This window comes from Streptomyces sp. LHD-70 (genome assembly GCF_031157275.1).
In the GTDB taxonomy this organism is placed as follows: domain Bacteria; phylum Actinomycetota; class Actinomycetes; order Streptomycetales; family Streptomycetaceae; genus Streptomyces.
This window is the reverse complement of the sequence record NZ_JAVIFW010000001.1, coordinates 698544-723647: the sequence shown is the minus strand read 5'-3', so window position 1 is coordinate 723647 and position 25104 is coordinate 698544. Positions and strand designations below refer to the sequence as shown.

Below are 25104 nucleotides of genomic sequence, written 5' to 3'. Positions count from 1 at the left end.
GTCGTGCCCGCGCCGCCGGCGCGCGGCGGGCGGGCCGGTCCGGGAGGAGGTTCCCGGCCAGTCCAGTGCGGTGCCCGCGGTGTTCGGTGCGTGCTCTCGGCGTGCCGGACGAAGGTTCTCGTAGCGGAGCTACTTGGGCCTTTGGCCGGTGCGGCGAGAGTGCGTGCCGGGCGCCGCGGGTGCTGTGCTGGACTGGTCGGGAACCTCCTCGGCGCGGTGGGTGGCGTCGCCGCCACGCTCGGCGGCGAGTGCGTGCACGGCGTCCGCGAACGCCTCGCCACGCTTGTTGTAGTTGACGAACATGTCCATCGAGGCGCAGGCCGGGGCGAGCAGAACAGTGTCACCCGGAGCGGCGAGCCGTGCCGCCTCCTCGACGGCCGCGGACATCGCCCCAGTGTCGGTCCGGTCGAGGTCGACCACCGGGACCTCGGGGGCGTGTCGTGCCAGGGCTTCGCGGACCATGTGGCGCTCCTTGCCGATGAGCACGGCACCGCGGAGGCGCTTCGCGGAGGCGGCGACCAGCTCGTCGAACGAGGCGCCCTTGGCGAGACCGCCCGCGATCCACACGATCGACTCGTACGCGGCCAACGAGGCTTGTGCCGCATGCGGGTTGGTGGCCTTGGAGTCGTCGACGTACGAGACTCCTTCGACGTTCGCGACGTGCTCGATGCGGTGGGCGTCGGGGCGGAAGTTGCGCAGTCCGTCGCGCACCGCGGCCGGTTCGACGCCGAAGGCGCGGGCCAGGGCGGCGGCCGCGAGGGCGTTGGCGACGTTGTGCGGGGCGGGCGGGTTGACGTCCGCGACCTCGGCCAGTTCCTGGGCGCTCTTCTGCCGGTCCTCGACGAAGGCGCGGTCCACCAGGATGCCGTCCACGACGCCGAGTTCGGAGGGCCGGGGGCTGCCGAGGGTGAAGCCGATCGCGCGGCAGCCCTCCTCGACGTCGGCCTCGCGGACCAGGTCCTCGGTGGCCTTGTCCGCGACGTTGTAGACGCAGGCGACCTGATTGCCCTCGTAGATACGGCCCTTGTCCTTGGCGTACGCCTCCATGGAGCCGTGCCAGTCCAGGTGGTCCGGCGCCAGGTTGAGGACCGTGGCCGAGTGGGCGCGGACCGAGGGCGACCAGTGCAGCTGGTAGCTGGAGAGCTCGACGACGAGCACGTCGTACGTCTCGTCGCCGAGGACCGCGTCCAGGAGGGAGACGCCGATGTTGCCGACGGCTGCGGTGCGCAGGCCCGCCGCCTCCAGGATCGAGGCGAGCATCCGCACGGTCGTGGTCTTGCCGTTGGTGCCGGTGACCGCGAGCCAGGGTGCGGCGTCGGGGCCGCGGAGGCGCCAGGCCAACTCGACGTCGCCCCACACCTGGATGCCCGCCTCGGCGGCCGCTGCGAACAGCGGCTTGTCGGGCTTCCAGCCTGGGGTGGTGACGATCAGCTCGGTGCCTTCCGGCAGGGTCGCGCCGTCACCGAGCCGGACCGCGATCCCGAGCGCCTCCAGCTCCGCCGCCTGCGTACGGGAGCGCTCGTCGTCGCCGTCGTTGACGACCGTGACGATCGCGCCGAGGCCGCGCAGGACCTTGGCCGCCGGGATCCCGGAGACACCGAGTCCGGCGACGGTGACGTGCTTGCCCTGCCAGTCGGTCACTTGTCCGCTGCCCATCCCGCGTAGAAGATGCCGAGTCCGACGATCACGCACATGCCCTGGATGATCCAGAACCGGACCACCACAAGGACTTCGGACCACCCCTTGAGTTCGAAGTGGTGCTGCAGGGGCGCCATCCGGAAGACGCGCTTGCCGGTGAGGCGGAAGGAGCCGACCTGGATCACCACGGACATGGTGATGAGGACGAACAGGCCGCCGAGGAGCGCGAGAAGCAGTTCCGTACGCGAGCAGATCGCGAGGCCGGCAAGGGCGCCGCCGAGGGCGAGCGAGCCGGTGTCGCCCATGAAGATCTTGGCGGGCGAGGTGTTCCACCACAGGAAGCCGAAGCAGGCACCCATCAACGCCGAGGCCACGATGGCCAGGTCGAGCGGATCGCGTACCTCGAAACAGGCCGCCGGGTTGGTAAGGGTCACCGCGTTGGCGCAGGACTCCTGGAACTGCCAGACGCCGATGAACGTGTAGGCGCCGAAGACCATCACGGAGGCGCCGGTCGCCAGACCGTCGAGGCCGTCCGTGAGGTTCACGCCGTTCGACATGGCCAGGATCATGAAGAGCGCCCAGATCACGAACAGGACCGGGCCGATGGACCAGCCGAAGTCCTGCACGAACGACAGCCGCGTGGAGGCCGGGGTGTTGCCGCGGTTGTCCGCGAACTGCAGCGCGAGGACCGCGAAGGTGATGCCGACGATCAGCTGGCCGGCCATCTTGGCTTTGGCCCGCAGACCGAGCGAGCGCCGCTTGATGATCTTGATGTAGTCGTCGAGGAAGCCGACGAGGCCCATGCCCGCCATCAGGAAGAGCACGAGCAGACCGGAGAACGTCGTCGGCGCTCCGGTGATCAGCTTGGCGCCGAAGTACGCGAGGATCGTCGCCAGGATGAAGGCGATACCACCCATGGTCGGCGTACCGCGCTTGCTGGCGTGCTCGCGCGGGCCGTCGTCCCGGATGTACTGGCCGTAGCCCTTCTTGGCCAGAAGCTTGATCAGCAGCGGAGTGCCGATCAGGGTCAGGAAGAGTCCGATCACACCCGCGAAGAGGATCTGCCTCATCGGCCGGAGACCTCACCCTCGACGAGCGCGAACGCGACCTTCTCCAGGCCCACCGACCTGGAGGCCTTCACGAGCACGACGTCTCCCGGGCGCAGCTCGCTGCGCAGCAGGTCGACCGCCGCCTGTGCGTCGGACACGTGCACCGACTCCTCACCCCACGAACCCTCGTTGTATGCGCCCAGCTGCAGCCAGGACGCTTCCCTGCCCCCGACCGCGACGAGCTTGCTCACATTGAGCCGGACGGCCAGGCGTCCGACCGCGTCGTGCTCGACCAGCGCCTCGTCCCCCAGCTCGGCCATCTGCCCGAGCACCGCCCACGTGCGCCGCCCCTTGCCCATGGCCGCGAGCGCGCGCAGTGCGGCTCGCATGGACTCGGGGTTCGCGTTGTAGGCGTCGTTGACGACCGTCACGCCGTCCGGGCGCTCGGTGACCTCCATCCGCCAGCGGGACAGGTTGCCCGCCTCGGAGAGCGCGACCGCGATCTCGTCGGTGGACATCCCGAGTCGGTGGGCGACGGCGGCCGCGGCAAGCGCGTTCGACACGTGGTGCTCACCGTACAGGCGCAAGGTCACGTCACTGCACCCGGAGGGTGTGCGCAGCGTGAAGGACGGCTGTCCCTGGTCGGTGAGCCGGACATTCTCGGCGCGTACGTCAGCGTCCTCGGCCTCTCCGAAGAACAGCACCGGCGCCTTGGTCCGCGAAGCCATCGCGCGGACCAGCGGGTCGTCGGCGTTGAGGACGGCCGTGCCGTCCTCCGGCAGGGCCTCGACCAGCTCGCCCTTGGCCTCGGCGATCTGCTCGCGGCCGCCGAACTCGCCGATGTGGGCGGAGCCGACGTTGAGTACGACGCCGATCTTCGGCGGGGTCAGGCCGGTGAGGTACCGGATGTGGCCGATGCCGCGGGCGCCCATCTCGAGGACCAGATGCCTGGTCTCCTCGGTGGCGGTCAGCGCGGTGATCGGCAGGCCGATCTCGTTGTTGAGGGAGCCGGGGGTCCACACCGTGGGGGCCTTGCGCTGCAGGAGCTGCGCGATCAGGTCCTTGGTGGAGGTCTTGCCCGCGGAGCCGGTGAGGGCGACGAGGGTGGTGCCGAGCCGGGAGACGACGGCGCGCGCGAGGGCGCCGAGCGCCGTCTCGACGTCGTCGACGACGATCGCGGGCACGCCGACGGGCCGGGTGGCGAGCACGGCGGCCGCTCCCGCGTCGATGGCGCGCTCGGCGTAGTCGTGGCCGTCGACCTTCTCGCCGACGAAGGCGGCGAAGAGGCCGCCGGGCTCGACCTTGCGGGAGTCGATCACCACGGAGCCGGTGACCTGGCGGTCGCCGTCCGGTATGTCGTACGGCTGTCCGCCGACGATGGAGGCGATCTCGGCGAGGGAGAGGGCGATCACTGCGTCATCCCTGGGTGTTCTGAGTGGCGTTGCGGCGGCTGTGCTCGATGGCGGCGCGCAGCACGTCACGGTCGTCGAAGGGGCGGATCACTCCGTTGATGTCCTGGCCCTGCTCGTGGCCCTTGCCCGCGACGAGGACGGTGTCCCCGGGGCGGGCGCGGTACACGGCCGAGGCGATGGCGGCGGCCCGGTCCTCGAACACCTGGACGTCGCCGCGCTCGTGCACCGGTACCTCGGCGGCGCCGGCGAGCATCGTGGCGAGGATCGAAAGGGGGTCCTCGGAGCGGGGGTTGTCCGAGGTGAGGACGGCGGTGTCGGCGAGCCGGGCGGCCGCGGCGCCCATCGGCATCCGCTTGGTCTGGTCGCGGTCGCCGCCGCAGCCGAGCACGATGTGCAGCTCGCCCTCGGTGACCTTGCGCAGGGCGCGGAGCACGGACTCGACGGCGTCGGTCTTGTGCGCGTAGTCCACGACGGCGAGGTAGGGCTGGCCCGCGTCGACCCGCTCCAGGCGGCCCGGCACCCCGGGGACGGCCGCGATGCCGTCGGCCGCGGTCTGCGGGTCGACGCCGGCGGCCGCGAGGGCGACGATCGCGGCAAGGGTGTTGGCCACGTTGAACGGGCCGGCGAGCGGCGACTTCGCGGTGATCCGCTCGCCCTTGGGGCCGACGGCGGTGAACGTCGAGTCCATCGGGCCGACTTCGACGTCCTCGGCGCGCCACTCGGCGTCCGGGTGGCCCTCGGCGGAGAACGTGATGACCGGGACGGTGGACTCGGTCACCAGCCTGCGGCCGTACTCGTCGTCGAAGTTGACGACGCCGAGCCGGGAGCGTTTGGGCGTGAAGAGCTGCGCCTTGGCCCGGAAGTAGTCCTCCATGTCGGAGTGGAACTCCATGTGCTCCGGGCTGAGGTTGTTGAAGACGGCGACGTCGAAGACGCAGCCGTCGACCCGGCCCAGCACGAGGGCGTGGCTGGAGACCTCCATGGCCACCGAGTCGACGCCGCGCTCGCGCATCACCGCGAACAGCGCCTGCAGATCGGTGGCTTCGGGGGTGGTGCGCTCCGACTTGATGCGCTCGTCGCCGACGCGCATCTCGACGGTGCCGATCAGACCGGACTTGTGCCCGGCGGCCTTGAGCCCGCCCTCGACGAGGTACGCGGTGGTGGTCTTGCCCGACGTACCGGTGATGCCGATCTGCAGCAGGTCGCGGCCCGGCTGCCCGTAGATGGTGGCGGCCAGTTCGCCCATGCGTCCGCGCGGGTCGCCCACGATCAGGAGCGGGAGTCCGGTGGCCTGGGCGCGGTCCATCCCGGCCAGGTCCGTGAGGATCGCGGCGGCGCCGAGGTCGGCGGCCTGGGCGGCGAAGTCGGCGCCGTGGACGCGGGCGCCGGGGAGCGCGGCGTAGATGTCACCGGGGCGTACGGCACGGGAGTCATGGGTGATACCCGTGATCTCCGCGGTTCCGGGGGCATCGACACCCAGCTGCTCGGCGAGGGTCGCGAGGGTGCTCGCGGAGACCTGCTCCGGCCGCGGCGGTCCCGGATATGTCACGGGAACGCCCTTCTGGGTGGTTTGGGACTGATCAGCGTGTGGCACGGCGGTGAGCGTACCCGGCGCACCCTGCGAGGCGCGAAATGGGCCGTCCTCGTCAGCGGGGCGGATGTTCTGGTTCCCGGAGTCCGGAGTGATGGTTGTCACGGGCCTACCTGTTCACTGGTACGGATCAGTCTTTCGGATCGAATTCGACCGGCAGGCCGGGGGCCTTGTCGCCGGAGGGCGGCACCTGAAGGGTCTTGAGCGCGAACTCCATGACCTTCTTGTAGATCGGCGCACAGATCTGGCCACCGAAGTAGTTGCCCTTGGTCGGGTTCTGGACCGCGCAGTAGACCGAGATCCGCGGCTTGTCGGCGGGCGCGAATCCGGCGAAGGACGAGGTGTAGCCCTTGTAGCGGCCGGTCTCCGGGTCGACGCGGTTGGCCGTGCCGGTCTTGCCCGCCACGCGGTAGCCGTCGATCTTCGCCTTGGTGCCGGTGCCCTCGTCGTCGTCCACGACCGACTGCAGCATCCGGGAGAGCGTGCTGGCCGTCTTCTCGCTCACGACCCGCTCCTTCTCCGGCTCGGGCGACGGCGTGAACCGGCCATCGGGGCCCTTGGATCCGCGGACGAGCGTGGGCTCCACGCGTACGCCGCCGTTGGCCACCGTCGAGTACACCGAGGTGGCCTGCACCGCGTTGAGCGAGAAGCCCTGGCCGAACGGGATCGTGTACTGCTGCGAGGTCGACCAGTCCCCCGGCTTGGCGAGGATGCCCGCGGTCTCGCCGGGGAACCCGAGTCCGGTCGGCCGTCCGATGCCGAACTTGCGGAGGTACGAGTACAGGACCTCGTTGGCCTCCGGCTGGGTCTTGCCGAGCTGCTGCGTGGCCAGGATCGTGCCGATGTTGCTGGACTTGGCGAGCACTCCATTGAGCGTCAGGTACCAGGTGGGGTGGTCGATGTCGTCCTTGAAAAGCCGGTCGCCGCGGTGCAGCCGGTTGGGCACCGTGACATGGGTGCCGGGCGTGGCCGCGTTCTCCTCCAGGACGGCCGCCATCGAGATCAGCTTGGTGGTGGAGCCGGGCTCGTACGCGTCGCGCAGGGCGGCGTTGCCGAGGGCGTCCGGGTTCGCCTCGGCGAGGTTGGCCGGGTCGAAGCCGGGGGCGTTGGCCAGGGCGAGCAGCTCGCCGGTCTTCGTGTCCTGGACGACGACGTAGCCGCGGTCGGCCTTGGACTTCTCGACCTGTTCGGCGATGGCCTTCTGGGCGACGTACTGGATGTCGCGGTCGATGGTCAGCTCGATGTCGGAGCCCGGCGTCGCGGGGTTCTCGTCGCCGCCCGCCGTGGGGACGCGCCGGCCGCCGGACTGCGCGTAGGTGATCTTGCCGTCCTTGCCCGCGAGTTCCTCGTTCAGCTGGGCCTCGATGCCGCCGCCGCCCTTGCCGTCGGCGTTGACCCAGCCCAGCGTTCCGGCGGCCAGGTCGCCGTTCGGGTAGAGGCGCTTGCTGCTCGGCTCCTGGAAGACACCGGCGAGGACGCTGCCCTTGTCGGCCTTGTCCGCCTTCTCCTGGAAGGTGTTCTTCAGGTCCTTGATCTGCTTCCAGACCTCGGGGGTCTGGCGGCGCGCGAGCAGGGCGTAGCGGCTGTCGGGCTTCTTGAGCTTGCGGGCGATGTCGGCGGCGTCCCGGTCGATGATCGGCGCGAGCAGCGCGGCGGCCTGCTCGGGCGCGTCCTCCACCTCGGTCGCCTTGGGCGTGAACATCGACGGGTCGGCGGTGATGTCGTACGCGTCGACGCTGATCGCCAGCTCGGAGCCCTTGCGGTCGGTGATGCCGCCGCGCTCGGCTGCCAGGGTGTGGCTGAAATAGCGGTTCTTCTCGGCCTTCGCCGCGTACGCACTCGCGTCGACGGCCTGCACCTGGAGCAGCCGTACGACGAAGGCGATCATCACCAGGGCCAGGCCCACGCTGATCAGCCGGAGCCGGGGCCGCGGGCTGCCGAGGCGGATGGTGCGGGGCCGGGGCCCGGCGGCGGGCCGTGGCCGGCGCGCGGCGGGGCGGGCGCCCTGGGCGGGGCGGCGCGGGGGGCCGGCGGAGCGGCGCGGCTCGGCCGGTCCCGGCACCCGACGTCGTGGGGGCTGCCTGTCGGTCACGGCATCACCTTGCGGTGGTCGAAGGGGTGGGCTCCGCCCCGGTCCGCGCGGCGGGCGAGGGGCTCGACGGCTTCGGGGCGGACGCACCGGAGGGCTCCGCGGACGGGCTCCCGCTCGGCGGGACGGAAGGCGCACCGGAAGGCGTACCGGAAGGCGATCCTGCGGGCGAACCGGCGGGCTGCGGCGCGGAGTTGGCCGCACGCGGCGGCTTGGGCTCGGCGGTGGCCGGGTCCGTCGTACCGCGGATCTTTCCGTTCGGGTCGAGGAAGGCGGGGTTGCCGCCGGGGACCATGCCGAGCTCGCGGGCGCGCCGCTCCAGGTTGCCCGGCGCGGAGTAGCCGTCGACCTCGCGCTGGAGTTCCTGCTGCCTGTCGGTCAGCTCGGTGGTCTCCTTCTTCAGCTTGCTGAGCCGGAACGACCCCTGGTTGAGCGAGGAGTTGAGCAGCAGCAGCGCGATCAGGCCGCCGCCGAGCAGCACGACGACAAGCAGCACGAACGGCGTGCGGGCCGCGGAGGCGGGCCCGGCGGGAAGCAGCCGGGCGAGCCGTGCGGCCCTGCCCCGCATCTGCGGTCGTGCGCTCATGCGAAGCCCTCCCCACCGCGCCGCGTCACGCGATGTCCTCCCGGATGCGCTGCGCCCCGCGCAGTCGCGCGGGCGCGGCCCTGCGGTTCTCGGCCACCTCTTCCTCGGTGGGGAGTTCGGCACCGCGCGTGAGCAGCTTGAGCCGCGGCTGGTAGCGCTCGGGCACGACCGGCAGTCCGGGCGGCGCGGTGTTGGCCGCACCGGCCGCCAGCACCTGCTTGACGAGCCGGTCCTCGAGCGAGTGGTACGAGAGGACGGCGACCCGGCCCCCGACCGCGAGCGCCTTCACGGCCGCCGGGATCGCCCTTTCCAGTACGGAGAGTTCACCGTTGACCTCGATCCGCAGCGCCTGGAACGTGCGCTTCGCGGGGTTGCCGCCGGTGCGCTTGGCGGCCTGCGGCAGCGCGTCCCGGATGAGCTCGACGAGCCGCGCGCTGTTGCTGAACGGCTCCTTCTCGCGCTCGCGCACGACGGCCGAGACGATCCTCTTGGCCTGCTTCTCCTCGCCGTACGCCCGCAGGATCCGCACGAGTTCGCCCGCCGGGTACGTGTTGAGCACCTCGGCCGCGCTCATCCCGGTCGTCTGGTCCATGCGCATGTCGAGCGGGGCGTCCTGCGCGTACGCGAACCCCCGGTCCGCCTCGTCGAGTTGCATGGAGGAGACGCCAAGGTCGAAGAGGACGCCCTGGACGGCGGGGATCTCCAGGCGCCGCAGTACGTCCGGGAGTTCGTCGTAGACCGCGTGCACCAGGGTGGCCCGGTCGCCGAAGGGCGCGAGCCGCTCACCGGACAGGCGCAGCGCCTCCTTGTCCCGGTCGAGCGCGACGAGCCGGGCCTCGGGGAAGGTGCGAAGGAGCGCCTCGCTGTGTCCGCCGAGGCCGAGCGTGCAGTCGACGACCACGGCTCCGGGCTGTGTCAGGGCCGGGGCCAACAGGTCCAGGCACCGCTGGAGCATCACCGGGACGTGTCGGCTCTCGCTCAATGCACCCTCTCAAGTAGAGCGGCGGCCGCACGCACTGCCGGGTCCCCGCCCGCTCGAAGGGGAACGGCCCGCCTGGCGCCGGGGAAGGGGCGTCAGCCGACCGGGAGCGGGAGGAGGCCGAGCCTTACGTGCGCACCGCGCGCGGGAAATTCGGAAGGAATCTCCGGGAAACCAGTCCAGCAGGGAGGGTGTTCCGCCTCCCGCTTCGCGTCACTTTAGTCCACGCCGTCCCGCGGTCAATCTCCGGCCACGCGCGCGCTGTGCGCGTCGTACGAGAGCCCTCCGGGGGCCTTCTCACCCGTACGGACGCGCCCCGCGCGGGCCTGCTCCCGAGGGGAAATCGGCCGTACTCATATCCCAAAAAGCCCCAAGCCCCGACATATCGCCGCCAGTTATCCACAGCCGAGTGACACGACCCGGTAACGGCAACAAGAATGCGGGTGTGGCATCCCGCGGAGGCTTTCGCGAACGGTGCCGTGATTCGGGGAGGGCTGTGTCGCACCGAGACACCGGCCTTGCGAACGGGCCGAGGAGGGCCGGGTGACGACCTATGAAGATCGAGCGAGCCTCACAGATCTGACCACCACCGCGGAGCGGGTCCGCAGGTCGGTGGAGAGTGTGATCGAGGGCAAGCCGGAGGTCGTACGGCTCTCGCTGACCGTGCTCCTCGCCGAGGGGCACCTGTTGATCGAGGACGTCCCGGGCGTGGGCAAGACCATGCTCGCCAAGACCCTCGCGCGGTCCATCGACTGCTCGGTGCGTCGCATCCAGTTCACGCCCGACCTGCTGCCCTCGGACATCACCGGGGTGTCGATCTTCGATCAGCAGGAGCGGGACTTCGAGTTCAAGCCGGGCGCGATCTTCGCGCAGATCGTCATCGGTGACGAGATCAACCGCGCCTCGCCCAAGACCCAGTCCGCGCTCCTGGAGTCCATGGAGGAGCGCCAGGTCACGATCGACGGGAAGAGCTACGAGCTGCCCGACCCGTTCATGGTCGTCGCCACGCAGAACCCGGTCGAGATGGAGGGCACGTACCCGCTCCCCGAGGCCCAGCGGGACCGCTTCATGGCCCGCGTCTCCATCGGGTACCCGAGCCCCGAGGCCGAGCTGCAGATGCTGGACATTCACGGCGCGGTCTCGCCCCTGGACGACCTCCAGCCGGTGGCGCACGCCCACGACATCGTGAAGCTGATCGAGGCGGTGCGGGCTGTGCACGTCGCCGACCCGGTGCGGCGCTACGCCGTCGACCTGGTCGCCGCGACGCGCACGCACCCCGACCTCCGCCTCGGTGCATCGCCGCGCGCCACGCTGCACCTGCTGCGCGCCGCGAAGGCCGCCGCCGCCCTGAGCGGCCGGGAGTACGCGCTCCCGGACGACGTCCAGTCCCTCGCCGTCCCCGTCCTCGCGCACCGCCTGCTGCCCACGGCCCAGGCTCAGCTGAACCGGCGCACGGCCGAGCAGGTCGTCCTGGAGATCCTGCAGCGCACGCCGGTGCCCGCCGCCCCCGCGCCGTCCTCCGGGTACCCGGGCCGGCTGCCGGGTGCCAACGCCTACGGCCAGCAGCCGCCCGGCGCCCGGAGGCTGTGATGGCGGTCGGGGGGCCGCCGCCGCAGACCGGTCAGGCGGACGCGGACGAGGACCGGGGCAGTCTGCGCACCGCGTTCGCGGGGCTGACCACCCGAGGCCGTTCCTTCCTCGCCGCGGGCATCGCCGCGGCCGGGTGTGCGTACGTCCTCGGGCAGAGCGACCTGCTGCGTGTCGGGCTGCTGCTCGCCGTGCTGCCGCTGATCTGCACGCTCGTGCTGTACCGCACGCGCTACCGCGTCGCGGCGTCCCGGCGCCTCTCCCCCGCGCGCGTGCCCGCGGGCTCCGAGTCCCGGGTGCACCTGCGGATGGACAATGTGTCGCGGCTGCCCACCGGCCTGCTGATGCTGCAGGACCGGGTGCCCTATGTGCTGGGCCCGCGGCCCCGGTTCGTGCTCGACCGGGTGGAGGCGGGCGGCCGCCGCGAGGTCTCCTACCGCGTCCGCTCCGACCTGCGCGGACGCTATCCCCTCGGCCCGCTCCAGCTGCGCCTGTCCGACCCGTTCGGCATGTGCGAGCTGACCCGCTCCTTCAGTGCGTACGACACCCTGACCGTGATCCCGCGCGTGACCCCGCTGCCCCCGGTCCGGCTCTCCGGCGAGGCCGCGGGGTACGGCGACGGCCGCCAGCGCGCGCTCGCGCTGGCGGGTGAGGACGACGTGATCCCGCGCGGGTACCGGTACGGCGACGACCTGCGCCGCGTCCATTGGCGCTCCACCGCGCGGTACGGCGAGTTGATGGTGCGCCGCGAGGAGCAGCCGCAGCGCGCCCGCTGCACGGTGCTGCTCGACACCCGCCGCGTGGCCCACGAGGGCGCCGGACCCGACTCGGCCTTCGAGTGGGCGGTCTCGGGCGCGGCCTCGGCGGTGGTGCACATGCTCGAACGCGGCTATGGCGTCCGCCTGTTGACCGACACCGGGGCTTCCGTGCCGGGCGAGGGCCCCGACGGCTTCGCGGGCGGCGGCCAGGAGTCGGCCGACGCCGCGGGGCTGATGATGGACACCCTCGCCGTCGTCGACCACTCGGACAGCTCGGACCTGGCGCGCGCGTACGAGGTGCTGCGCAGCGGGAACGAAGGCCTGCTCGTCGCCTTCCTCGGCGACCTGGACGAGGCGCAGGCCGCCGTGGCCGCCCGGATGCGGCAGCGCAGCGGCGCGGCCGTCGCCTTCGTCCTCGACAGCCGGGCGTGGACACGCGCGCCGGGCGGCGGTCCGTCAGAGCAGTTCGAGGAGCGCCTGCGCCAACTGCGCGAGGCGGGCTGGACGGCCATCGGGGTGCCCCCCGGCGCGGACCTGCCCCAACTCTGGCGAGAAGCAGACCACCACCGCACCAGCTCAGGCACCGCCCCCACCACCGGCACGACGACGGGAGGCTGGTCATGAGCGGACGCACCCGCCGCCTCCCGCATGCCTGCGAGGCCCGCACCCGGCAACCGCACGCGACAGCCGTCGGCCTGCCACCCCACGCGTACCTGCCCCAGCTCCGGCGGGAAGCAGACCACCACCGCACCAGCGCAGGCACCGCCCCCACCACCGACACGACGACGGGAGGCTGGTCATGAGCGGACGCACGCGGCTCGCCCTGTGTGCCACGGCGGCCACGCTGCTCGCGGCCTGTGCGCTGCTGCCTCTGGTCATCTCGATCAACTGGTTCCTGCAGGCGGCCGTCCTGCTCGCCCTGCAGTCGGGCACGGGCGCGCTCGCCCGCCGGGTGCCGCTGGCCCGGCCGCTGACCGTGCTCGCCCAGGCCGTGGTGACGTTGCTGCTGCTCACGGTGGTCTTCGTCAGCGGCCAGGCGATCGCCGGGTTCCTGCCGGGCCCCGACGCCTTCGACCGCTTCGCCGCGCTGCTGCAGGCCGGCGCCCAGGACGTGGGGCAGTACGCGATCCCGGCGCCGCTCTCCGACGGCATCCGGCTGATGCTGGTCGGCGGGGTCCTTGTGATCGGCCTCGCGGTGGACGCGCTGGCGGTGACGTTCCGCAGCGCTGCCCCGGCCGGACTGCCGCTGCTCGCGCTGTACTCGGTCGCGGCGGGGCTCTCCGACGGCGGCGCGGGCTGGGTCTGGTTCGTCCTGGCCGCCGCGGGCTATCTGCTGCTGCTCCTGGCGGAGGGGCGTGACCGGCTGTCCCGTTGGGGGCGGGTGTTCGGCGGCGCGGCCCGCAGACCGAGCGGGCTCTCTTCGGGCCTGGAGCCCAGCGGCACGGGCCCGGTGGCCCCGGTCCGTACGGGGCGGCGCATCGGCGTGGTCGCGCTCGGCATCGCCCTGGTGGTGCCCGCGGCCCTGCCCGCCCTGGACGGCGGCCTGTTCGACCCGGCGGGCGGCGGTGGCGGCACGGGCCCCGGCGGCGGCACGATCTCCGCGGTGAACCCCCTGGTCTCGCTGCAGAACAGCCTGAACCAGCCGAACGACCGCGAGGTCATCTCGTACCGCACGAACTCCGAGCAGACGCAGGACATGTATCTGCGGATCGTGGCCCTCGACCAGTTCGACGGCACGTCCTGGAAGCCCGCCGAGCGCGCCATCACGGACGTGCCCAGCCGCCTCCCGGTGCCGGGCGGCCTGAGCTCCGAGGTGAGCACGACCGAGGTGCAGACGAACATCTCGGCGGCCGACTGGTACAAGCAGAACTGGCTGCCGATGCCCTTCCCGGCGACGCAGGTCAGCATCGAGGGCCGCTGGCGGTTCGAGCCGGTGGGCCGCACGCTCGTCGGCGACCGCGGCCAGCACACCGGCGGCAGGCAGTACGAGGTGAAGAGCCTCGTCGTCCAGCCCACGGCCGACCAGCTGGCCGAGGCCCCGCCGCCGGACGCGACGCTCGCGCGCGAGTTCACCTCCGTACCGGACTCGCTGCCCGCGGACGTCCATGCGACGGCGCGCAGGGTGACGCGGGGCGCGTCGAACGACTACGAGCGCGCGGTGAAGCTGCAGGACTGGTTCACGTCCGAGGGCGGCTTCACGTACGACACGGAGGTGCAGGCGGGCAGCGGGGCGGCGGCGATCAGCCGGTTCCTGAAGCAGAAGGAGGGCTTCTGCGTCCACTTCTCCTTCTCGATGGCGGCCATGGCCCGCACGCTCGGTATACCGGCGCGGGTGGCCGTGGGATTCACGCCGGGCGCTCCGCAGTCCGACGGCACGATGTCGGTCGGCCTGCGCGATGCGCACGCCTGGCCCGAGCTGTACTTCGAGGGGGTCGGCTGGACCCGTTTCGAGCCGACGCCGACGCGTGGCTCCACACCGGAGTACACCCGGCAGGACGTTGCCGCCCCGGAGGCCAGCGGCAGCGCGGCGCCTGCGCCCTCGGCGTCGGCCACCCCGTCTGAGGACCCGTCGGCCTCGCCGTCGGAGAGCTGCGCCCGGGACCAGCAGCGGCTCGGCGAGTGCGGGGCGACGCAGGCCCAGGGCGGCGCGGGCGGCGGTGACGACGGCCCGCCCCTCTGGACGGTCCTGGCGGTGGTTCTCGGGGCGCTGCTCGTCCTGGCGCTGCCGCTGCTGCCGTGGCTGTGGCGGACTCGGGTGCGTGCGGTGCGACTCGGCACAGGCGGGCGTACGGAGGATGCGGCGGCGCGGACCCTGGCGGTCTGGAGTGAGGTCACCGACCTGGCCTGGGACTACGGCATCCTGCCGGACGAGTCGCTGACGCCCCGGAAGGCGGCGGAGCGCATCGTCCGCGTCGGGCATCTGGAGGCGGAGCCCGCGGCAGCGGTCCATCGGCTGGCCGCGGCGGTGGAGCAGGTGCTGTACGCGCCGCATCCGCGTCCGGCGACGGGCCTGGCGGAGGACGTGCAGCGGCTGCGGGCCGGTCTCCGTACGGGCCTGAGCCGGGCCAGTCGGCTCCGGGCGCTCCTTGCCCCGCGCTCGGCTGCCCGCGTGGCCTGGGCGTTCTCGGCCCGTCGGCGGGCGCTGACCCGGCGCCTGCTGGTGAACGGCCGGGGCGAGAGCCGACTGGACCGCTGGTCCGCGGCAGTGCGCCGACCGGGTCGGCCGGGTCAGCCGGGTCGGCAGCAGGGCTGATCGGGAAGGGAGGCGGGGCGGGGGCGGGGCCTGCTTTCGGGGCGGCCCCGCGCCCTCAGGCCGCAGCCTCGGGCCTCGGGCCTCGGGCCGTACGAACGCAGCGCCTTCAGGCCGTACGCACTTCGCACCCGCCAGTCCATACGAGCCGGACATGCGAAAGGGGTGCACGCGCAAGGCGTGCACCCCTCTGCCGAACCGGTATGTCTCTGTGTGCCGTGTCCGTACGACGGACACGGCGAGCCGCCGAGTCGGCGCGGCTCAGCGGCCTACTTCGCTCAGCGGCCTTCCTCGCTCAGCGGCCTTCTTCGTCTCGACGACGCTGCCATCGCTGCTCGATCCGGTCCATCATCGAGCGGCGCTGTTTGCCCTGACGGCGAGTGGTCTGACCAGGTGCCGCACCGGGAGCAGCCTGCTCCCCCGGCTTGGGTGCCTTGCGCCATCCGGTCACAGCGAGAACGGCGCAGCCGAGCATCACGAGGAAGCCCACGACGCTGATCCAGATCTGCTGCGCGACCATGCCGGTCATGAGGAGCGCGATACCCACCAGGAAGCCGGCAACTGCCTGGTAGACCCGTCGACGGGTGTGTGTACGCAGCCCGCTTCCCTCAAGCGCTGTCGCGAACTTGGGATCTTCGGCGTACAGCGCTCGCTCCATTTGCTCGAGCATTCGCTGCTCGTGCTCCGAGAGCGGCACGGAGTCCTCCTCATCGTGCAGTCGCCGGGGCGACCGGGGGTCCCCTTCAGGATAGGCAGGGAATCGCCCCCGTGAAACCCGCCCCTCTACGCCAATTCGCCTTCCGGGCCCGTCATGGAGGTCCGGCCATGCTGAAACGTGCATTCCCCAGCGGCCGATCCGTCATGCCGGACGGTGTCCCTCGATCATACGGGGCGAAGCGCCCGACCGGGGGCCCTGTGGCGTACTCCATGTGCGGCTGCGGTGCTGATCAGCGCCGCAGTTCGCGTTCCGGGGAGGCCGCACACGGACAGTGGGCACCACCGGGCGGGCCGACGCCTCGCTCCGGCACCGAGGTCCGGCGGCGAAAACGCGAGCCGAAAACGCGGCGCCGAAATCCGGCGATGCTATGCGGCGCCCTTCTCGGCCAGTACGTGAAGCTGAGTGGCGACCGAATGGAACGCGGGCTGTTCGGCGGCGGCGGCCTCGAGCTTCAGCAGGGCGTCGAGCGCCCCCGGCTCGGTGTCGACGAGGACGCCCGGGACGAGGTCCGCGAAGACCCGCACGCCGTGCACCGCGCCGATGCGCAGGCCGCAGTCAGTGACGAGGCCGGTGAGCTGCTCGGCGGTGAAGCGGCGCGGCACGGGGTCGCCCTCGCCCCAGCGGCCGTCCGGGTCGGTGAGCGCTTCGCGGGCCTCCGTGAAGTGGCCTGCGAGGGCCCTGGCGAGCACAGCGCCGCCGAGGCCCGCGGCGAGCAGGCTGAGCGTGCCGGTCTCGCGCAGGGCGCCGACGACGTTGCGCACGCCCTCGGCCGCGTCGTCCACGTACTCCAGGACGCCGTGGCAGAGCACCACGTCGTAGTCGCCGCGGCCGACGACGTCGAACAGGCCGTGCGCGTCGCCCTGGACGCCGCGGACGTGGTCGGCGACCCCGGCCTCGGCGGCCCTGCGCTCCAGGGCGAACAGGGCGTTGGGGCTGGGGTCGACGACGGTGACGCGGTGTCCGAGGCGGGCCACGGGCACCGCGAAGTTGCCACTGCCGCCGCCGGTGTCCAGGACGTCGAGCGATTCCCGTCCCGTCGCCTTGGCCTGACGGTCCAGGGCGTCCTTCAGGACCTCCCAGACCACGGCGGTACGGAGAGAAGCGCGGGGGCGCATCGGGTCCGACACGGCAGTTGACTCCTCGGCGCGGCACCGCCTCTTCAGTGGCGGAGCGATGGTTACCTCGCCCGGCCTCGCGTGACGCAAGGCGCAGGTGGTCCCACCCTATTGCCTCCGGGCCGCTCTCCAGTCATCTGCCTGCGGGTCTCTGCCTGCGTGCAGGCAGATGCGGCTGCCGCGCACCTCGATCCGGATCGCCGGGCCGTTCATCTCGTCCGCCTCCCGTTCCTCGTACGACTGGGTCTCCTGGGCCGCGTGGGTCTCGTCGGGCTCATCGGGTGCGCCTCCGGGCACCGCGCCGCTGGGCACCCCTCACCCGGCATCGGGGCGGTCCTGGCGGGGCTGGGGCAGGGCGGGCTGGAGGACCAGCATGCCTTCGACGAGGCGCAGGAACATCGCCACGTCGCGCAGCAGGTCGTCGGCGTCGCGGATGGTCGCGGCGCCCTGGATGCCGGCCTCGGCGCGGGCTCGGCGGCTGGCACCGGAGGCGAACAGGGCGCTCCACTCGGTGAGTTCGGGCGCTATCTCGGGGAGCACTTCCCAGGCGCTCCTGATGCGCTGTCGCTTGCGCGGGTTCGTCTCGGGGCGCCCGCGGGCCGCGAGAACGGCCGCCGCGGTGCGCAGGGCTGCCAGATGGGCGGCTGCGTAGCGCTCGTTGGGGGTTTCCAGGGTGACCGCTTCGTCGAGTCCTGTGCGGGCCTGGCCCAGCAGGTCGAGTGCGGCCGGTGGGGCCGTCGACCGGCGCAGCACGGGGTGGATGTCGCTCGCCGGACCGTTCAGTGAGGGGGCAGGGCCGGTGGTGGCGCGGTGCCGGTGTGCGGCTGCTGCGGAAGAACTGGCCATGACGAACCTCCTGTCGTCGTATGACGGCGCATAGGTAGCCGTATGACCCCATCGTGGAGTACGCCACTGACAATCGGCCCTGACCTGCACTTTCGACTCGATCAGGAGTTCGCGTACGGGAGTTGGGCACCCGGCGGGGGCGCCGCGCCCCCGCCGCCCGGCGAGCGATCCGGGGGGGGCGGCGTCTTCGCTTCGGGGCGGGCGCGGCATACTGTTTGCACTGACCAGTCAGTTCAAAAGAGTTCATGAGGGGGAAGGTCTGTGGAGAGCCCGCACGGGGCACCCCGCGGCATATCCGTCACAGCCGAGGACTTCGGCCTGAAGGGCCCGCGCGGCTGGGCGTTCCGCGGGGTCCGTATCGACGCGGAGCCCGGCGCCCTGATCGCCATCGAGGGGCCGTCCGGCTCCGGCCGCACCTGCCTGCTTCTCGCCCTCACGGGGCGGATGCGGCCCACGGCGGGGCACGCGGCGGTCGGCCGGATGCGACTGCCCAAGCAGCTGGCGGCCGTACGCAGGATCAGCGCACTCGGCCCGGTACCCGGGGTGACCGACCTCGACCCGGCGCTGACCGTGCGCGAGCAGATCCATGAACGCGCCCTGCTCCAGCGGCGGTTCGGCGATTCGCTGCGCTCACTGGTGCGGCCGCCGTCCGAGCGCCGGGCAGCGGTGAAGCGACATGTCGATGACGCCCTGGCAGCCGCCGGGCTCGACCTGGATTCGCTACCCAAGGGCCCCCGTACCTCCGTACGCGATCTGGAGCGGCTCGAGGCGCTGCGGCTCTCCGTGGCGCTCGCGCTGATCGGGGAGCCGCGGCTGCTCGGGGTGGACGACGTCGACATGAAGCTGTCGGACGCCGAACGGGCCGAGGCCTGGGGCCTGTTGCGGTCGGTCGCCGAGTCCGGCACCACTGTCGTGGCCGTGTGCAGCGAGGCGCCCGAGGGCGCGCTCGTGGTGTCCACGGCGCCCGTGGGCGACAGCCGGGACGAAACCGTCGCCACAGAAGTCGCCACAGAAGAAGAGCACCGCGCGGAAGTCGCGACAGAAGAAGAGCACCGCGCGGAAGCGGACAAGGACAAGGACGAGGACGAGACGAAGGGGGCGGCGGATGCGCTCGCCGAAACTGGCCGCGCTTGAGCTGAGGCGGTTCGGCAGGGGCAAGCTGCCACGGGCGGCACTCGTCGCACTGCTGCTGCTTCCGCTGCTGTACGGGGCGCTGTACCTGTGGTCGTTCTGGGACCCGTACGGGCGGCTCGACAAGATCCCCGTGGCGCTCGTCAACGACGACAGGGGCGCGACCGCGGACGGCAAGAAGATCTCCGCGGGCGACTCGATCACCGAGGGGCTGCGGGACAGCAACACCTTCCAGTGGCACGAGGTGAGCGCCGACGAGGCGCGCAAGGGCGTCGAGGACGGTACGTACTACCTGTCCCTGACCATGCCGAAGGACTTCAGCGCGCGGATCGCGTCCAGCTCGGGTGACGCGCCCGAGACGAGCGCGCTGCAGGTGCGGACGAACGACGCCAACAACTACATCGTCGGGCAGATCTCGCGGACGGTGTTCTCCGAGGTGCGCACCGCGGCCTCCACCGACGCCTCACGCACGTTCCTCGACAAGATCTTCATCTCGTTCTCGGACATCCACGGCAAGACCAAGGAGGCGGCCGAGGGCGCGGACAAGCTCAAGGAGGGCGCGGGGAAGGCCAAGAAGGGCGCGAAGGAGCTCGCGGACGGCCTCAAGGACGCCAAGAACGGCAGCACGGAACTCTCCGGCGGAATCAAGAGCTTGGATAAGGGCGCCGGCGAACTGGAGCGCGGCGCGGGCCAGGTGGCCGATGGCACGCAGGCGCTCGCCGACAAGGTGAACGCGGGCGCGGCCGAGGTGCGGCCGTTCCTGAAGGACAACGGTCAGACCATCGGCGACACCGCGCGGCTCGTGTCCGACTCGACGGCGGTCGTGCGCCGGCACCTGGACGACCTCGCGGCGGCGGCCCCGGGAGCGGCCGAGGAGTCCCGCAAGGCGTCCGAGCGGCTCGACTCGGTGTACGCCTCGCTCTGCGAGAACGGCGGCCTGCCGAGCCCGCACTGCCCGGTGCTCAAGGATGCCAAGGAGGCGGCGGCCACCACGGCCCGTATCGCCGGGGACCTCGACCAGGTCGTCAAGGACTACGACGGCGACATCGCCACCCTCGACGGCCACCTGAAGAAGCTGCAGGAGCAGGCCGACGACCTGGCCGAGCGGGCGCCGCACCTGGACGAGGACCTCGACGACGCGGTCGCCAAGATCAACAAGCTGAACACCGGCGCCAAGGAGGTCGCCAAGGGCGCGGGCAAGCTGCACACCGGGCTCGGCGCCGCCAAAACGGGCGCCGTCGACCTGGACAGCGGCGTGGGCCGCCTCAAGACGGGTGCGAACGACCTCAACGGAGGCATGTTCAAGCTCGTCGACGGTTCGGGCGACCTCGCCGGCGGGCTGCACGACGGTGTCTCCAAGATCCCGGACTACGACAAGAACGACCGGGACGAGCGCACCGAGGTGATGGCCGACCCGGTCCAGCTGGCCTCGCAGTCGCTGCACAAGGCGCCCAACTACGGCACGGGTTTCGCCCCGTACTTCATCCCGCTGTCGCTGTGGGTCGGTGCGATGGTCGCGTACATGCTGATCCAGCCGATGAACCGGCGGGCGCTCGCGGCCGGTGCCTCTGCCTGGCGGATCGCGCTCGCGGGGTGGCTGCCGGTGGCGGCGCTCGGGGTGCTCCAGGTGGCCGCGCTGATGTCGGTGCTGCACTGGGGGCTCGGCCTGGAGATGGCACGGGCGGCCGGCACGGTGGGCTTCCTGCTGCTCGTCACCGGGTGCTTCGCGGCGATCATCCAGTGGCTGAACGCACGGTTCGGGGCGGCGGGCCGGATCCTGGTCCTCGCGGTCCTGATGCTGCAGCTGACGTCGGCGGGGGGCACGTATCCGGTGCAGACCAGCCCGTCGTTCTTCAACGCCATCCACCCGTTCCTGCCGATGAGTTACGTCGTCGAGTCGCTGCGGAGGCTGATCAGCGGCGGTGACCTGGGGCCGGTGTGGCAGGCCTGCGCGGTGCTGCTCGCGTTCACCCTTGGGGCGCTCGCTCTGACGGCGCTGTCCGCACGGCGCAAGCAGGTGTGGACCCTGGACCGGCTGCACCCGGAACTGAGCCTGTGAGCGCGGTGAGCGGGATACGACCTGTGAGAATCAGGAGCATGGAAAGCAGCAGCACGCGGCGCCAAGCCACCCGGGCCAAGCTCTACGAGGCAGCCGTCACGCTCATCGCCGAAAAGGGCTTCTCCGCGACCACGGTCGACGAGATCGCGGAGCGGGCCGGGGTGGCCAAGGGCACGGTCTACTACAACTTCGCCAGCAAGGCCGAGCTCTTCGAGGAGCTGCTGCGGCACGGCGTGGGCCTGCTCACCGCGTCGCTCCGGGAGGCCGCCGAGCGGACCGCCGCGGAGGGCGGCAGCAAGGTGGACGCCCTGGACCGCATGATCCGCGCGGGCCTCGTCTTCATCGACACCTACCCGGCGTTCACCCAGCTCTACGTCGCCGAGCTGTGGCGCACCAACAGGGCCTGGCAGTCCACCCTGATGGTGGTCAGGCAGCAGGCCGTCGCGGTGGTCGAGAACGTGCTGCGCGAGGGCGTCGAGGCCGGTGAGCTGAGCTCGGAGATCGACATTCCGCTCACCGCCGCCGCGCTCGTCGGGATGGTCCTGGTCGCCGCCCTGGACTGGCAGGCGTTCCAGCCGGAGCGGACGATCGACGACGTCCACTCGGCGCTGTCCCGCCTCCTTCAGGGACGCGTGGGCGGCACGCGCGCGTAGGGCGGGTTTTCACCGCCGGTCGGCGCGGAGCTTGTTTTCGGAAACAGAAACCGGCACACGCGCGGAGAGCCGGAAGCGGAAACCGGCACACACGCGCGGAGAGCCGGATGCAGAAACCGGCATACGCGCGTAAGCCGGAACCGGAACCGGAAGCGGTAACCCGCACCGCGCGGACACACGAAAGCGCCGGTCCGTGAGGCTCGATCCCCCCGAGCCTCACGGAGCCGGCGCGCCCCCGTGTCATCCCCCGTTCACGGCCGGGGTGCCGCACCGTTCCGCCGCCCCGTGTCGGCGGTGCCGGCGCTGCGCCCCTTCCGTGCCCCCTACTCTTCCGTCTACGCAGGTCGGAGCCCATCCGCGCTCCTACTCATCTCGTCGTCTGAGTACGGATACTCAGGCCTGCGCACTCATCCCCAGCCCGTGGAGCGCCCCACTGGCTACGATCGCGTCCGTGTCCGTACTCCCCCTCGTCTTCACCAGCGGCTGGGCCAGCGGAATCAACGCGTACGCGGTGGTGCTCCTGCTCGGCGTCTTCGGTGCGACCGGTCTGACCGACGACGTGCCCGAGTCGCTGCAGCGCACCGACGTCCTGGTCGTCGCCGGTGTGCTCTTCCTCTGCGAAGCGGTGGCCGACAAGATCCCGTACGTCGACTCCGTCTGGGACGCGGTGCACACCGTGATCCGGCCGGTGTCCGGTGCCGTGGTCGGCGCGCTGCTCGCCGGGCAGAGCGGCTCGCTCAGCGATCTGGCGGCGGGGGCGGTCGGCGGCTCCACCGCGCTCGCGAGCCATGCCGTGAAGGCCGGGACACGGATGGCGATCAACACCTCGCCCGAGCCCGCCAGCAACTTCGTGGTGAGCGTGGCCGAGGATCTGGGCGTCGGCGGCCTCGTCTCGTTCGCGATGTTCTATCCGGAGGCGGCAGCGATCATCGCGGCGGTGCTGCTGCTCATCGGCCTCGTGATACTGATCTTCCTCGCCCACCGGATCCGGCGCTTCCTGCGCCGCAGGGCCCAACGGCGCGAGGAGAAACGCCTCGCGGAACGCATGGGCGCCCCACCTCCCTGACCCCGCTCGACCGGGCCGACCGCGTTGTCAGTGGTGGCCGATAAAGTCCCTGGCATGGCACGGATTGCGGTGATCGGCGCCGGGATGGGCGCGATGGCGGCCGCTGCCCGGCTGGCCGTTGCAGGCCACCGGGTGGCGGTGTTCGAGCGGACCGATACGTACGGCGGGCAGGTCCGCCGCTTCGTGCGTGACGGCTTCGCGTTCGACACGGGCCCCGGCCTGCTTCCGCTCCCCGCGGTCTACCGCGACCTGTTCGTGAAGACCGGCAAGCAGCCCCTGGAGGAGTGCGTCGAGCTCGTCCAGGTCGACCCGGCCGTGCGGCACGTCTTCGCGGACGGCACGTCGGTCGCGCTGCCGAACGTCTCGCGGGCAGGCGTCGTCGAGGCGCTCGACGCCGCGTTCGGCGCCCCGGCCGGTGAGCGCTGGGGCGCGTTCCTCAACCGCGCGCGCGACACCTGGGACCGCTGCCGCCGCCCCCTCCTGGAAGAGCCGCTGTGGCCGAACTGGGAGGTGCTCGCCGAGCGCGATCCGTACCCCGCGGTGCGCGGGAGCGGGCTGCTGCGGCGCAGACCGCCCACCTTCGCCGAGGTGACCCGCCGCGAGCTGGCCGAGCCGCATCTGGTCGCCCTGGTCGAGAGCTCGCTCCTCGCCCATGGCCTGGATCCGCGGGCGGCCCCGGCGAGCGCGGCCGTCCTGCCGTACATGGAGCAGGCCTTCGGCACCTGGTATGTCCGCGGTGGGATAAGGGAGTTGGCGCGTGCGGTGCACGAGCGGTGCCGCGCGCGGAGGGTGAAGTTCAGCTTCGGCGCGGAAGTGGTCTCGGTCGTCGAGAAGGACGGGCGCGCGGCGGGCGTGGAGCTGGCCGACGGCACCCGCGTCGCGGCGGATCATGTGGTGGCGGGCATCGATCCGCTGCGCCTGCAGCAGCTGACAGCCCATCGGCTGCAGGCCGAGGGCGATGTGCGACCGGCCGAGGGCGCGGAGCGGAACGGCGCGCGGTTCACGGTGCTGCTCGCGCTGCGCGGCGCCCGTGAGGCGGGCGCGGTGCACCGCACGGTGGTGCATCCGGCCGACCGCAAGGCGGAGTTGGACGCCCTGGACTCAGGCCCCAATGCCGGGGTGCGGCCGACGGTCACGGTGCTCCGCCCGGGAGACCCGGCGCTGGTGCCCGACGCCGAGCACGAGTCGGTGGTGCTCTCCTCCGTGGCCCCGTCTCGCGCTGTCCTCGCCGACCCGGCCGGGACGCAGGCGTACGCGGACCAGTTGGTGTCGGCCGCCGAGTCGGCGGTACCGGGCCTGCGGGAGCGGATCATCTGGCGCGAGCTGCCGGACGGCCCGCCCGTGTCCGCCGCGCACCCGGCCCTCGCGGGCGCCGGCGGCCGGTTCCTGTACCCGTCCAACTCGACGCGGCTGCCGGGGCTCCACCTCGTCGGCGGCTCGGCCCACCCCGGTGGCGGCCTGCCGCACGCCGGAATGTCCGGGGCGCTGGTCGCCGGGCTGATCGTCGAAGGGCCGGAGTTCCGCGGCTCGCAGTGAGCCCGATGCAGAACTCCGGCCCTCCGGAGCCGAGTTGACGGCGTCGCGCGCCGACAGACGTCGGTCGGTCGGTCGCGGCGCCTCAGTAGCGGTACGGCTGCTGCTCGTTGTAGCCCGTGTCGTAGCCCTGGTTCTGGTACGGGTAGGGCTGCTCGGGCGGAAGGTCGGTGCCGCCCTGCAGCTCGTCGCCGTTGCGCTGCTGCGGCACCCAGACACCGCCCGGCGGGGTCTCGGAGGGATAGCCCGCGGCGTACGGATCCTGGTACCCGGGGTCGTAGCCCGCCTGGCCCTGCTGACCGCCGTACGTGTCGTACTCGCCGTATCCCGCCTGGCTGCCGATGTACGGGTCCGAGTAGGCCGCGTACTGCTGCTGGCCCTCGTAGGCGTAGTTCTGCTGGTCGTGCTGGTCGTAGCCGCTGTTGCCGTACCCGTCGTAGCCGAAGCCGGCGGGGGCCGCGGCGGGCGGGGGCGGGAAGGCCGGGTCCTGGTAGACGCCGTACTGGCCGGTCTCGTCCGGGAGGGGCTCCGGGGCGTACACCGGGGACTGCTGGGGCGGTTCCGGAGCCGCGAAGTCCGGTGCCCGGTCGGCCGGGAAGTCCTGGGCCGCGCCGGGGAAGTCCTGGCCCTGGGCGGGGAACGGCTGGGTCTCATCGGGCGCGTACGCCTGCTCGTACTCCAGGTCCGAGACCTCCAGGGTCGGGTCCTGGGCGGCGAGGCCCTCGGTCTTGCGGCGGCGGCTCGCGCCGGGGCTGCCGCCGATCGCCCAGCCCGTGGAGAAGCCGCGGCGGAACGAGAGCGTCACAAAGGTCTGGCCGACGGCGAACGTGGCGGCGCCGGCCCCGATGACCCAGATCGAGGGCATCAGCACACCCACAACCACACCGAGGAAGCCGACGAAGGCGAGCAGCCGCCAGCGCAGCCGCGCCTTGTACTGCAGCAGCACTTCGCCCAGCAACCACAGCGCGACGATTCCGAACGCGATGTAGAGGACCGTCCAGCCCATGTACGCCCCTCTCCTGCGGCCGACCGCCCCGCCCCGGT

20 protein-coding genes and 1 pseudogene are annotated in these 25104 nt (G+C 72.0%); 9 read left to right on the top strand and 12 right to left on the bottom strand.

Annotation, left to right across the window (positions count from 1 at the left end):
• Nucleotides 1-240: 240 nt before the first annotated feature.
• From murD to rsmH, 7 genes and pseudogenes are all read right to left on the bottom strand, one after another.
• Nucleotides 241-1656, bottom strand: a pseudogene (murD, locus tag RCO28_RS03245) (UDP-N-acetylmuramoyl-L-alanine--D-glutamate ligase); the annotation flags it as partial.
• On the bottom strand, nucleotides 1638-2708 hold the full coding sequence (mraY, locus tag RCO28_RS03240; RefSeq protein WP_308939358.1) for a phospho-N-acetylmuramoyl-pentapeptide-transferase: 1071 nt from the start codon (nucleotides 2706-2708) through the stop codon (nucleotides 1638-1640). The pseudogene murD and the gene mraY, both read right to left, overlap by 19 nt.
• Nucleotides 2705-4099 carry a UDP-N-acetylmuramoyl-tripeptide--D-alanyl-D-alanine ligase gene (murF, locus tag RCO28_RS03235; protein ID WP_308939357.1) on the bottom strand — a complete coding sequence of 465 codons (1395 nt, stop codon included), beginning with the start codon at nucleotides 4097-4099 and terminating at the stop codon, nucleotides 2705-2707. Before murF ends, mraY begins: the two co-directional genes overlap by 4 nt.
• A 4-nt stretch (nucleotides 4100-4103) precedes the next feature.
• Nucleotides 4104-5795, bottom strand: a complete 1692-nt coding sequence (locus RCO28_RS03230) for a UDP-N-acetylmuramoyl-L-alanyl-D-glutamate--2,6-diaminopimelate ligase (protein WP_374991082.1) — start codon at nucleotides 5793-5795, stop codon at nucleotides 4104-4106.
• 25 nt (nucleotides 5796-5820) lie between these two features.
• Nucleotides 5821-7782 (bottom strand): penicillin-binding protein 2, encoded by a 1962-nt coding sequence (locus RCO28_RS03225; protein ID WP_308939356.1) that lies wholly within the window; start codon nucleotides 7780-7782, stop codon nucleotides 5821-5823.
• A gap of 4 nt (nucleotides 7783-7786) precedes the next feature.
• Nucleotides 7787-8365, bottom strand: coding sequence for a cell division protein FtsL (locus RCO28_RS03220; RefSeq protein ID WP_308939355.1), 579 nt, complete (start codon nucleotides 8363-8365; stop codon nucleotides 7787-7789).
• Nucleotides 8366-8390: 25 nt separating this feature from the next.
• Complete coding sequence (rsmH, locus tag RCO28_RS03215) at nucleotides 8391-9347, bottom strand: 16S rRNA (cytosine(1402)-N(4))-methyltransferase RsmH (protein ID WP_308939354.1); 957 nt, start codon at nucleotides 9345-9347, stop codon at nucleotides 8391-8393.
• Nucleotides 9348-9887: 540 nt separating this feature from the next.
• On the opposite strand from rsmH, the gene RCO28_RS03210 reads away from it, so the two are divergent.
• From RCO28_RS03210 to RCO28_RS03195, 4 genes are read left to right on the top strand one after another with little or no spacing between them, the layout of a single operon-like run.
• Nucleotides 9888-10934 carry a MoxR family ATPase gene (locus RCO28_RS03210; protein WP_308939353.1) on the top strand — a complete coding sequence of 349 codons (1047 nt, stop codon included), beginning with the start codon at nucleotides 9888-9890 and terminating at the stop codon, nucleotides 10932-10934.
• Nucleotides 10934-12313 (top strand): DUF58 domain-containing protein, encoded by a 1380-nt coding sequence (locus RCO28_RS03205; protein ID WP_308939352.1) that lies wholly within the window; start codon nucleotides 10934-10936, stop codon nucleotides 12311-12313. Before RCO28_RS03210 ends, RCO28_RS03205 begins: the two co-directional genes overlap by 1 nt.
• Nucleotides 12310-12492: a hypothetical protein gene (locus RCO28_RS03200; protein WP_308939351.1), complete on the top strand. Its 183-nt coding sequence runs from the start codon at nucleotides 12310-12312 to the stop codon at nucleotides 12490-12492. Before RCO28_RS03205 ends, RCO28_RS03200 begins: the two co-directional genes overlap by 4 nt.
• Entirely contained in the window at nucleotides 12489-14942 is a 2454-nt protein-coding gene (locus tag RCO28_RS03195) for a DUF3488 and transglutaminase-like domain-containing protein (RefSeq protein WP_308939350.1), read from the top strand. Before RCO28_RS03200 ends, RCO28_RS03195 begins: the two co-directional genes overlap by 4 nt.
• Before the next feature lie 292 nt (nucleotides 14943-15234).
• On the opposite strand, the gene RCO28_RS03190 is transcribed toward RCO28_RS03195, so the two are convergent.
• From RCO28_RS03190 to RCO28_RS03175, 4 genes are all read right to left on the bottom strand, one after another.
• Complete coding sequence (locus tag RCO28_RS03190) at nucleotides 15235-15636, bottom strand: DUF3040 domain-containing protein (RefSeq protein WP_282533464.1); 402 nt, start codon at nucleotides 15634-15636, stop codon at nucleotides 15235-15237.
• Between the two features lie 386 nt (nucleotides 15637-16022).
• Entirely contained in the window at nucleotides 16023-16784 is a 762-nt protein-coding gene (locus tag RCO28_RS03185) for a methyltransferase (RefSeq protein ID WP_308939349.1), read from the bottom strand.
• A gap of 96 nt (nucleotides 16785-16880) precedes the next feature.
• The gene (locus RCO28_RS03180; protein WP_308939348.1) at nucleotides 16881-17069 is read right to left on the bottom strand and encodes a hypothetical protein; all 189 of its coding nucleotides are present in this window, start codon (nucleotides 17067-17069) and stop codon (nucleotides 16881-16883) included.
• An 18-nt stretch (nucleotides 17070-17087) separates the two neighbouring features.
• Nucleotides 17088-17618: an SAV_6107 family HEPN domain-containing protein gene (locus tag RCO28_RS03175; protein ID WP_308939347.1), complete on the bottom strand. Its 531-nt coding sequence runs from the start codon at nucleotides 17616-17618 to the stop codon at nucleotides 17088-17090.
• A 261-nt stretch (nucleotides 17619-17879) separates the two neighbouring features.
• On the opposite strand from RCO28_RS03175, the gene RCO28_RS03170 reads away from it, so the two are divergent.
• The 5 genes from RCO28_RS03170 (at nucleotide 17880) to RCO28_RS03150 (ending at nucleotide 24063) form a co-directional block, all read left to right on the top strand.
• Nucleotides 17880-18752, top strand: coding sequence for an ATP-binding cassette domain-containing protein (locus RCO28_RS03170; RefSeq protein WP_308939346.1), 873 nt, complete (start codon nucleotides 17880-17882; stop codon nucleotides 18750-18752).
• Entirely contained in the window at nucleotides 18724-20808 is a 2085-nt protein-coding gene (locus RCO28_RS03165) for a YhgE/Pip domain-containing protein (protein WP_308939345.1), read from the top strand. Before RCO28_RS03170 ends, RCO28_RS03165 begins: the two co-directional genes overlap by 29 nt.
• Before the next feature lie 38 nt (nucleotides 20809-20846).
• The gene (locus RCO28_RS03160) at nucleotides 20847-21461 is read left to right on the top strand and encodes a helix-turn-helix domain-containing protein (RefSeq protein WP_308939344.1); all 615 of its coding nucleotides are present in this window, start codon (nucleotides 20847-20849) and stop codon (nucleotides 21459-21461) included.
• A 451-nt stretch (nucleotides 21462-21912) separates the two neighbouring features.
• A complete protein-coding gene (locus RCO28_RS03155) occupies nucleotides 21913-22527 on the top strand; it encodes a DUF4126 domain-containing protein (protein ID WP_308939343.1) in 615 nt (204 codons plus the stop codon).
• A 54-nt stretch (nucleotides 22528-22581) separates the two neighbouring features.
• Complete coding sequence (locus RCO28_RS03150; RefSeq protein WP_308939342.1) at nucleotides 22582-24063, top strand: NAD(P)/FAD-dependent oxidoreductase; 1482 nt, start codon at nucleotides 22582-22584, stop codon at nucleotides 24061-24063.
• An 82-nt stretch (nucleotides 24064-24145) separates the two neighbouring features.
• Here the strand turns inward: RCO28_RS03150 and RCO28_RS03145 are convergent, their stop codons facing one another.
• On the bottom strand, nucleotides 24146-25066 hold the full coding sequence (locus tag RCO28_RS03145) for a hypothetical protein (protein ID WP_308939341.1): 921 nt from the start codon (nucleotides 25064-25066) through the stop codon (nucleotides 24146-24148).
• Nucleotides 25067-25104 lie beyond the last annotated feature (38 nt).